We start from the raw sequence: 8,416 nt of genomic DNA, 5'->3' as shown, positions 1-8,416 counted from the left end.
TACTGGGATTGAACCAGTGACCCCTACCGTGTCAAGGTAGTGCTCTCCCGCTGAGCTAATCGCGCCTGGTGTGGCGGTCCTGCAGCAGACCCCGAAGGGCCCGACGTGCGCGATACTGGGATTGAACCAGTGACCCCTACCGTGTCAAGGTAGTGCTCTCCCGCTGAGCTAATCGCGCCTGGTGTGGCGGTCCTGCAGCAGACCCCGAAGGATCCGACGTGCGCGATACTGGGATTGAACCAGTGACCCCTACCGTGTCAAGGTAGTGCTCTCCCGCTGAGCTAATCGCGCGGGGAGGTCGCCCGGTCTAACCGGTCGTACCTCTTGGAGGTGGAGACGGGATTTGAACCCGTGTAGACGGCTTTGCAGGCCGTTGCCTCGCCTCTCGGCCACTCCACCAGGCAACACTCGAAGAACGATCTTACACTGTTCTCCATCGAGCGGACGACGAGATTCGAACTCGCGACCCTCACCTTGGCAAGGTGATGCTCTACCAACTGAGCCACGTCCGCCTGTCTCCCGGGGGCCTCACCGCTTTTGTGCGGCTGCGCTCCCTGGCGACGTGTTGAACTCTAGCGGATTCCCGGGCCAGCTAAAAATCCGTTCCCGCAGCGTGCCGCGGGGGTGCCCCCGGGGTGCCGCCCCGTCAGCCGTTCCGGGCGGCCACCGCCCCCACCTGCGGCGCACCCGACGGTCAGCCGCCGGCCACCCGGCGCACACCCGCGCGACGCCCGCACCTGCTCACGCCCCCTACGGCGGCCCGACCCCCGCCCGCGCCCCCGACCTACACTTCAGGCACCGCCGCCCCACCAGCCCGCGCAGGAGAACCGTGTCCGGCCAGCCCGTCCCCCACAGCCCGCTCGCCCGCTTCGGCGGCCGCCTCGCCACCGGGCTGCGCGACGTCACCTCGGACCCGGCCGCCCTCGACTCCGCCGGCTTCTGGGCCGTCGTCCACGACTTCGAGGGCCGCCTCACCTGCGCCCGCTTCGACGACGTCCGCCCCGCCCCCGCGCCCCCGTCCGGCGCGGGTTGGCTCGGCCCGGCCGCCGACAGCTGGCACAGCTCCCTGGACCGCGCCGCCTACGAGGCCGGCGTCCGCCGCATCCGCGACCACATCGCGGCCGGCGAGGTCTACCAGGCCAACCTCTGCCGCGTCCTCTCCGCGCCGCTGCCGGACCGGGACCGCACCGACATCGACGCCCTCACCGGTCTGCTCGCACGCGGGAACCCCGCCCCCTACGCGGGCACCGTCCGGTTGCCCGGACACGGCGTCGAGATCGCGACCGCCTCGCCCGAGCTCTACCTGCGCCGCGACGGCCGCACCGTCTCCTCCGGACCGATCAAGGGCACCGGCCGCACCGAGGCCGACCTGCTGGAGAAGGACCACGCCGAGAACGTGATGATCGTCGACCTGGTCCGCAACGACCTCGGCCGGGTGTGCGAGACCGGCACCGTCACCGTCCCCGACCTCTGCGTCGTCGAGAAGCACCCCGGCCTCGTCCACCTGGTCTCCACCGTCCAGGGCACCCTGCGCCCGGAGGCCGGCTGGCCCGAACTCCTCGGCGCGACCTTCCCGCCCGGCTCCGTCACCGGCGCCCCCAAGTCCAGCGCCCTGCGGATCATCGACGCCCTGGAGACCGCCCCGCGCGGCCCCTACTGCGGAGCCGTCGGCTGGGTCGACGCCGACCGCGGCGAGAGCGAACTCGCCGTCGGCATCCGCACGTTCTGGATCGACCGGACCGACCCCGGCGCACCCGTGCTGCGCTTCGGCACCGGCGCGGGCATCACCTGGGGCTCCGACCCGGCGCGCGAGTGGGCGGAAACCGAACTGAAGGCCGCCCGCCTGGTCGCGATAGCGTCGGGCACCGCAACCGACTGAAGCGGGACGCACGCCCCCGGGCCACCACCGACCCAGGCTCACCGCACCGCGCAACCGCCTTGAGGAGCAGCCCTCGATGCAGCACCCCACCACGAGCTGGGTCAACGGGTCACTCGTCGACTCCGCCGACGCCGCCCTGTCCGTCCTCGACCACGGCCTCACCACCGGCGACGGCGTCTTCGAAACGATGAAGGCCGTCGACGGCCGGGCCTTCGCCGTCACCCGCCACCTCGACCGGCTCACCCGCTCCGCCCGCGGCCTCGGCCTGCCCGACCCCGACCACGACCTGGTCCGCGAAGCCTGCGCCCAGGTGCTGGCCGCCAACCCGATGCCCCTGGGCCGCCTGCGCCTCACCTACACCGGCGGCATCGCCCCGCTCGGCTCGGAGCGCGGCCAGGACGCCCCCACCCTGGTGGTCTCCCTCGGCACCGCCGCCCGCCGCCCCGACACCACCGCCGCCGCCACCGTCCCGTGGCGCCGCAACGAGCACAGCGCCGTCGCCGGCCTCAAGACCACCTCCTACGCCGAGAACGTCGTCGCGCTCGCCGCCGCCCATCGCGTCCAGGCCTCCGAAGCCCTGTTCGCCAACACCGCCGGGCAGCTCTGCGAGGGCACCGGCTCCAACGTCTTCGTCGTCCTCGGTGGCCGCCTGCTCACCCCCACCCTCGCCTCCGGCTGCCTGGCCGGCATCACCCGGCAGCTCGTCGTCGACTGGTGCGGCGCCGAGGAGACGGACCTGCCGCTGGACGTGCTCCGGGAGGCCGACGAGATCTTCCTGACCTCCACCCTGCGCGACGTCCAGGCCGTCACCCGGATCGACGACCGTGAACTCGCCGGACCGGGCCCCGTCACCACCAAGGCCCTGGCCGTCTTCACCGAGCGCAGCGGCGACGACCTCGACCCCTGAGTCCCACCACACCGGCCCCGGACTCCTCGCGGCCCCCGGCGGATAGAACACCCGGGCGGCGGGGAAGGGACCACGACATGACCACCACGCTGCGCCCCGAGGGGCCGGAGTCACCCGCCGCCGGCGGCCGCACCAGACGCTGGCAGATCTGCGCCAACGGCCGCCCGGTCGGCGCGCTGCGCACCACCGCCATTCGCCGCGGCAATCAACTCTGGGGTGAGATATCGGAGTTGGAGGTGCACGAGGGGCGCGGCCGGGGGCGCGGCACCTTCGGTGCGCTCGCGGCCGAGGAGGTGCTCCGCGGCTGGGGCTGCACCCGGGTCGACGCCGACGTCCCCGAGGCGGCGCCGGCCGCCCGCGGCCTCGCCGTCGCCCTCGGCTACGCCGAGCGGATGCGGAACATGGCCAAGCGGCTCGCCGCCCCGCCCGCGCTCCCGGCCGGCGTCGCCGCGCGCCGGATCGACGCCGAGGCCTTCCCCGGGTGGCTGGCCGACGCCAAGGAGGGCTACCTGTCCGACCTGGTCTCCTCCGGCCTCGGCGCCGAGCAGGCCCGCGCCAAGTCGGACGCCGACCACCAGTCCCTGCTGCCGCAGGGCGCCGACAGCCCCGGCGTGGCCCTGCGCCGGCTCTACGGGGACGCGCCGGACCCGCTGGGCTCGCTCTGGCTTGCCCTGCGGGTCCGGGACCTGCCCGACGGCGCCCCGCTCGCCTGGGTGATGGTCGTCGAGGTGGCCGAGGCCCACCGGGGCGCCGGCCACGGCCGCTCGCTGATGCTGCTCGCCGAACGCGAGTGCCTGGCCGCCGGTGTGAGGGACCTCGGGCTCAACGTGTTCACCGGGAACGCGGTCGCGATCCGGCTCTACGAGTCGCTCGGCTACCGGGTCACCAATCGGGTCTACGGCAAGCCGCTGACCTGACCTGGCGTCAGGACGCCTTCGCCGCCTCGATGACGGCGACGATCCGGTCCCGCAGGCCGTCCTGGTTCTGCCCGCCGTCCAGCCGCTTCCCGCCGATCACATACGTCGGGGTGCCCCGCACCCCGATCGCCTTCCCCTCGGCCTGGTCGGCGTCCACGATCAGCGTGTGCCGGCCGTCGACCAGCGCGGTGTCGACCTCCTCGGCATCCACTCCCACGGCACGGGCCACCTCCAGCAGCACCTCCTCGCCGCGAGCCGCCAGGTCGTCGACCCGCTCCAGCAGGGCCTCCACGTACGGCCACCCCAGGCCCTGGGCGAACGCCTCCTCGGCGGCCTGCGCCGCGGCGTACGCGTGCTTGTGCTTCTCCAGCGGGAAGTGGCGCAACTCGACGACGAGCGCGTCACCGTACTGCTCGCGCAGTGCCCGGACGTCGTCCAGGGCGGTGCGGCAGTCCGGGCACTGGAGCTCGCACCAGAACTCGAGACGGGGGAGGGAACCTTCGATCATGCCCCCAGTGTTCCACTAGTGGGCACCGCGCCGTCCCGGCGGTGTGCCCGGGCGCCGGCCGGAAGCGACGGGAGGTCCGACCCGATGACGAGGACAACTGGACGTGACGGAGTGCCGCCGTGCTGACGGCGGCGGTCTCCTTCATTCTCACCGCTGCGGGCGTGGCCGTCGCGGGCCTGCGCGCCTACCGTCGGCGCTACCTCTCCGCGACCCGCTGGTTCGCCGTGGCGCTGCTGCCGGCCGGCCTCTATCTGACCGGCCTCTTCCCGGTGGCGCGCACGATCGGCAGCGAGCTCGCCGACTGGGCGACCGAGCTGGTGTTCGACCCCCGGGTCTGGACGGGCATCGCGCTGCTCGCGGTGTCGGCCGCCCTGCTGGTCACCACCCGCTGGGCGGGCCGGCGCCGCGCGGTGGACACCACCGGCTCCGCGCCGGCCGCCGCCGGGCCCGCCCCGGGACGGGCCGCCGTCACCGGTGCACCGGCCGGCCGGCCCTCCGCCGCCCCGAAGGCCGCCGCTCCCGGGAGCACCGCGCCGAAGGCGGCCAAGCGGGACGACGGCCTCGGCGACTTCGCCGACATCGAGGAGATCCTGCGCCGCCGCGGCATCTGAACGCGGCGGTCACGGCGAGCGGGGGCCGGTGAGCGCTCAGGCGGAGGGCACGGCCTCCGCCGAGCGCTGGCGCGCCCGGTAGGCGGCGACGTGCAGCCGGTTCCCGCAGGTCCGGCTGTCGCAGTAGCGCCGGGACCGGTTACGGGAGAGGTCGACGAAGACGCGGGCGCAGTCCGGCGCCTCGCAGCGGCGCAGCCGCTCGCGCTCGCCCGCCGTGAGGATGAACGCCAGCGCCATGCCCAGCTCGGCCGCCAGGTGGTCGTGCAGCGCGGCGTGCGGGGCGAAGTAGTGGATGTGCCAGCCGTGGTGGTCGTGGTTGGTGAGCCGGGGCGTGGTGCCGGCGGCCGCGACCAGCGCGTTGACCAGCTCGGCGGCCTCCGCCGTGGACTCGGTGCCGAACACCTCCCGCAGCCGGGTGCGCAGCTCCTGCACCTTGCGCAGGTCGTCCTCGGTCAGCGAGTCGATCTCGCTGATCTCCTGGCGGACCACGAAGGCGTCCAGCGCGGCCACGTCGGGCAGCAGCTCGCTGCCGCACACCTCGGGCGCCGTGTTGAGCAGCTCGACGAGGATGCTCAGCGCGCACTCGGTGTCATGGGTGATCAGCACGTGGGGGCTCCTCGCGCGGAGGGGGCCGTCGGCACCCCGCGTCTACGGTCAGTCTCAGACCTTACCGGGCCCCGCAGCGGCGGGCCGCCGCTTCGGTCGAAGGCGTGTACGGATCGCGACGGGGTGTGCGGGCGGTCGTGTCGCGGACCCGCAACGTCCGATCACCCGCCGCCGGGAAACAGCGGCGCCCGGCAGCGAGGCCGGCCACCCGTACGGATGGCCGGCTCCAGTGCCGGGCGCCTGCGGTGCTGGGGCCCGCCCCGGTGGGGGCGGACCGTTTCACCGGCCCCGAGTCCGCGTCGTGCGCGGCTGAGTCGTGCTGCCGTGCCCCCGAGTAGGACGGCAGCGGTGACAGCAGGGGGTTACGGCCCCGCCGACGGCGGGGCGTGACCGCCTCCGGTCGGGGTCAGCTTTCGGCGAGGATGTGGGACAGCTCCCGGTCGAGGTCGAAGTGACGGTGTTCGGTGCCGGGCGGTACGGCGGCGTCCGTGCGCTTGAGAAACGACTCAAGCGCTCGGGCCGGGGCCTCCAGCAGGGCTTCTCCTTCCGGAGAGCTCAGCGCGATGCAGACCACCCCTTGCCCGTGACTGCGCGAGGGCCAGACCCGGACGTCGCCGGTGCCGGTGGGTCGATGCAGCCCCTCCGCAAGGAGATCTCGGGCGAACACCCACTCCACCGTCTCGTCGGCGCCGGTGTGGAACGTGGCGTGCACGGCATAGGGGTCGGCGGTGTCGTAGCGCAGGCCCGCGGGGACGGGCAGTGAGGACTCGCTGGACACGATGAGGCGCAGGTGCAGCTCGCAGCTGACCGTGGTGTTCATAAGCGCCATGGCCTTTCGCTCAGTGTGCGCTCGGGGAATCGCACGTCGGCGAACGGACCATCCCACCTCCGCGACCGATGTAAACCCCTCTGTCCCGATTCGGGGCCGAGTCGTACCCCTTACGGCGCATTGCGGAATCGGCACGGAGTGCCCGCGGGGGCATTACCGGGCCACTTCTCGGTTAGTTTCCTGGCATGACTGTGCGAAGCGACAAGGCGCGCGGGAACGCGGGCGGGAACACGAGAACGGGTGATGCGGTCGTGCCGGACGACTCGGGGGTACACACGCCGGACGGGGACGGCGACGGGGACGGGGCGGAGGACGCGGCGGGCGCCGACGGCGGCCGGCCGCTGGGCTCGCGCGCGCCGCACTTCATCCGGCGGTCCAGGCCGCTGCACCTGAGCTGGCAGGTGGCCGTCTTCCTGGTCGGCCTGGCGGTGGTGGTGGCCGGAGTGATCATGCTGCCGCTGCCCGGCCCCGGCTGGGTGGTCATCTTCCTGGGTATGGGCGTCTGGGCCACCGAGTTCGTCTGGGCCCAGCTGGCCCTGCGCTGGACCCGCCGCAAGGTGGCCGAGGCGGCGCAGAAGGCGATGGACCCGAGGGTCCGCCGCCGCAACATCACACTCACCGCGATCGGTCTGGCGGTGATCGCCGGGATCGGCGCCTGGTACCTCTGGAAGTACGGGCTCACCATGCCCTGGAAGATCGACCGGCACTGACCCGGCCGCGGCGACCGGTGGCGGCCCGTTCGGGTGACGGGCCGGGGCGGGGGCCCGGGGCGGGCGTGTTCGGAGCACCCCGGGGGATGCGGTAATGTTTTCCCTGCACCCGGGCGATTAGCTCAGCGGGAGAGCACTTCGTTCACACCGAAGGGGTCACTGGTTCGATCCCAGTATCGCCCACCGGAATGCATTGTGATATGTGAGGCCCAGTCGATTATCGGCTGGGCCTCACATGTATTTCCGTAATCCCGTGAACTGCCGCCGGCGAATCGGACTGAGGCGCAGTCACCTTCCGCGCGGAGCGCGAGTTCTGCCGATGCGCCGGCCGCCCGGGCTGGTGCGAGTTGTACGACACCCCCCGAATGGTGCTACTGTTCTTCTCGTTGCCCGGGCGATTAGCTCAGCGGGAGAGCACTTCGTTCACACCGAAGGGGTCACTGGTTCGATCCCAGTATCGCCCACCGGACAGCACGCAGGCCCCGATCGGATACCGATCGGGGCCTGTTGCGTTCGTGGACCGAGCGACCGAGCGACCGATCCGGCGAGCGCCGGCCGTCGCATCCGGTCCGGCTACGCCGCGACCTCGCAGCTGTGCTCCGCCGACAGCCGCCGTCCGCACCCGCAGCGGGCCGGGCGCAACGGCCAGGAGAAGTCCACCCGCTCCGGCGTCCCCGAGCGGTCGAACCAGTTCTGCAGCCCCCGGGCCTGCGCGGCGTGCCAGACCGCCTGCCGCAGGTGCAGCTCGGCCGCCGACAGCCCGCCCAGTGCCGCCGGGTAGCGCGCGCCGATCGTCCGGACCAGCCCCAGGGCCGCCGTCGCGTCGGCCGCCGCGTCGTGCGCCCCGGTCAGCTCCACCCCGTAGTGCGCGCACAGGTCGGTCAGCGTGCGCCGGCCCTTGCGGTAGCGGTCCACGTGCTTGTCCAGCACCCGGGGATCGAGCACCAGCAGCCCGTCCGGGCCGAGGGCGTCCGCCAGCGCGGTGGCCCGGTGGCGGCGCAACTCCCGGTCCAGCAGCGTCAGATCGTACGGCGCGTTCATCACCACCACGGGGTGCCCCGCGCGGCTCTGCTCGGCGAGGGCGCGGGCGATCTCCGCCACCACCGTCTGCGCCGGGCGGCCGTGCGCGCGCACCCGCTCGTCGCCGATGCCGTGGATCGCCCGGGCGCCGTCGGGTATCGGCACGCCCGGATCGGCCAGCCAGGAAGTGGTCCGCGGTGCCGCGCCCGGGCTGAGTTGGACGACCAGGGCGGCCGAGACGATCCGGTCGGTCTCGACGTCCACGCCGGTGGTCTCGGTGTCGAAGGAGGCGAGCGGACCGGTGTACCAGTGCTGCTGCATGACTGCCCCTCAGGTACTGCGATTCCCGCCCGGGTGATACCCGCTCCTGACGCCCCTTCAACCGTTTGGCCCTGTCCGGGCCGGGCACCCTGCGATCAGACGACCCGT

Annotated in this window: 9 protein-coding genes and 6 tRNA genes; 7 read left to right on the top strand and 8 right to left on the bottom strand. The window is 73.1% G+C overall.

The genetic code is table 11. The features are described 5' to 3' along the window. Positions 1 to 106 precede the first annotated feature (106 nt). The 4 genes from ABZ497_RS26555 to ABZ497_RS26540 all read right to left on the bottom strand — a co-directional run bounded on the left by ABZ497_RS26555 (position 107) and on the right by ABZ497_RS26540 (position 512). A tRNA-Val gene (locus tag ABZ497_RS26555) sits at positions 107 to 178 on the bottom strand. A 41-nt stretch (positions 179 to 219) separates the two neighbouring features. Further along, positions 220 to 291, bottom strand: a tRNA-Val gene (locus ABZ497_RS26550). 34 nt (positions 292 to 325) lie between these two features. Continuing rightward, a tRNA-Cys gene (locus ABZ497_RS26545) sits at positions 326 to 399 on the bottom strand. A gap of 40 nt (positions 400 to 439) precedes the next feature. Next, positions 440 to 512: transfer RNA gene (locus tag ABZ497_RS26540), tRNA-Gly, on the bottom strand. A gap of 317 nt (positions 513 to 829) precedes the next feature. On the opposite strand from ABZ497_RS26540, the gene ABZ497_RS26535 reads away from it, so the two are divergent. From ABZ497_RS26535 to ABZ497_RS26525, 3 genes are all read left to right on the top strand, one after another. Next, entirely contained in the window at positions 830 to 1,879 is a 1,050-nt protein-coding gene (locus tag ABZ497_RS26535) for a chorismate-binding protein (RefSeq protein WP_359808784.1), read from the top strand. A 76-nt stretch (positions 1,880 to 1,955) separates the two neighbouring features. After that, complete coding sequence (locus ABZ497_RS26530; protein WP_359808782.1) at positions 1,956 to 2,786, top strand: aminodeoxychorismate lyase; 831 nt, start codon at positions 1,956 to 1,958, stop codon at positions 2,784 to 2,786. Positions 2,787 to 2,863: 77 nt separating this feature from the next. Further along, entirely contained in the window at positions 2,864 to 3,703 is an 840-nt protein-coding gene (locus ABZ497_RS26525) for a GNAT family N-acetyltransferase (protein ID WP_359808780.1), read from the top strand. 7 nt (positions 3,704 to 3,710) lie between these two features. On the opposite strand, the gene ABZ497_RS26520 is transcribed toward ABZ497_RS26525, so the two are convergent. Beyond that, positions 3,711 to 4,211: a DsbA family protein gene (locus ABZ497_RS26520; RefSeq protein WP_359808778.1), complete on the bottom strand. Its 501-nt coding sequence runs from the start codon at positions 4,209 to 4,211 to the stop codon at positions 3,711 to 3,713. A gap of 119 nt (positions 4,212 to 4,330) precedes the next feature. Here ABZ497_RS26520 and ABZ497_RS26515 point away from each other — a divergent pair, with 119 nt between their 5' ends. After that, positions 4,331 to 4,822 (top strand): hypothetical protein, encoded by a 492-nt coding sequence (locus tag ABZ497_RS26515; RefSeq protein WP_359808776.1) that lies wholly within the window; start codon positions 4,331 to 4,333, stop codon positions 4,820 to 4,822. Between the two features lie 36 nt (positions 4,823 to 4,858). Here the strand turns inward: ABZ497_RS26515 and ABZ497_RS26510 are convergent, their stop codons facing one another. Together ABZ497_RS26510 and ABZ497_RS26505 are read right to left on the bottom strand one after the other, a co-directional pair. Next, positions 4,859 to 5,428, bottom strand: a complete 570-nt coding sequence (locus ABZ497_RS26510) for a CGNR zinc finger domain-containing protein (RefSeq protein WP_352293258.1) — start codon at positions 5,426 to 5,428, stop codon at positions 4,859 to 4,861. A gap of 406 nt (positions 5,429 to 5,834) precedes the next feature. Continuing rightward, positions 5,835 to 6,248, bottom strand: a complete 414-nt coding sequence (locus tag ABZ497_RS26505) for an SsgA family sporulation/cell division regulator (RefSeq protein WP_030056266.1) — start codon at positions 6,246 to 6,248, stop codon at positions 5,835 to 5,837. A 194-nt stretch (positions 6,249 to 6,442) separates the two neighbouring features. Here ABZ497_RS26505 and ABZ497_RS26500 point away from each other — a divergent pair, with 194 nt between their 5' ends. The 3 genes from ABZ497_RS26500 (at position 6,443) to ABZ497_RS26490 (ending at position 7,431) form a co-directional block, all read left to right on the top strand. Then, the gene (locus tag ABZ497_RS26500; RefSeq protein ID WP_359808774.1) at positions 6,443 to 6,967 is read left to right on the top strand and encodes a TIGR02611 family protein; all 525 of its coding nucleotides are present in this window, start codon (positions 6,443 to 6,445) and stop codon (positions 6,965 to 6,967) included. A 111-nt stretch (positions 6,968 to 7,078) separates the two neighbouring features. After that, positions 7,079 to 7,150, top strand: a tRNA-Val gene (locus ABZ497_RS26495). A gap of 209 nt (positions 7,151 to 7,359) precedes the next feature. After that, a tRNA-Val gene (locus ABZ497_RS26490) sits at positions 7,360 to 7,431 on the top strand. 109 nt (positions 7,432 to 7,540) lie between these two features. Here the strand turns inward: ABZ497_RS26490 and ABZ497_RS26485 are convergent. Beyond that, on the bottom strand, positions 7,541 to 8,308 hold the full coding sequence (locus ABZ497_RS26485) for a 3'-5' exonuclease (RefSeq protein ID WP_352293261.1): 768 nt from the start codon (positions 8,306 to 8,308) through the stop codon (positions 7,541 to 7,543). Positions 8,309 to 8,416 lie beyond the last annotated feature (108 nt).

This window comes from Kitasatospora sp. NPDC005751, from assembly GCF_040630835.1.
In the GTDB taxonomy this organism is placed as follows: Bacteria; Actinomycetota; Actinomycetes; order Streptomycetales; family Streptomycetaceae; genus Kitasatospora.
Note: the sequence above shows the minus strand (reverse complement) of the source record. Positions and strands in the feature narration are given on the sequence as shown.

Excerpts from the sequence above, each read along its gene's own strand:
- ABZ497_RS26505 (WP_030056266.1), bottom strand. The coding sequence starts at position 6,248 with ATGAACACCACGGTCAGCTGCGAGCTGCACCTGCGCCTCATCGTGTCC.
- ABZ497_RS26530 (WP_359808782.1), top strand. The coding sequence starts at position 1,956 with ATGCAGCACCCCACCACGAGCTGGGTCAACGGGTCACTCGTCGACTCC.
- ABZ497_RS26525 (WP_359808780.1), top strand. The coding sequence starts at position 2,864 with ATGACCACCACGCTGCGCCCCGAGGGGCCGGAGTCACCCGCCGCCGGC.
- ABZ497_RS26520 (WP_359808778.1), bottom strand. The coding sequence starts at position 4,211 with ATGATCGAAGGTTCCCTCCCCCGTCTCGAGTTCTGGTGCGAGCTCCAG.
- ABZ497_RS26485 (WP_352293261.1), bottom strand. The coding sequence starts at position 8,308 with ATGCAGCAGCACTGGTACACCGGTCCGCTCGCCTCCTTCGACACCGAG.
- ABZ497_RS26500 (WP_359808774.1), top strand. The coding sequence starts at position 6,443 with ATGACTGTGCGAAGCGACAAGGCGCGCGGGAACGCGGGCGGGAACACG.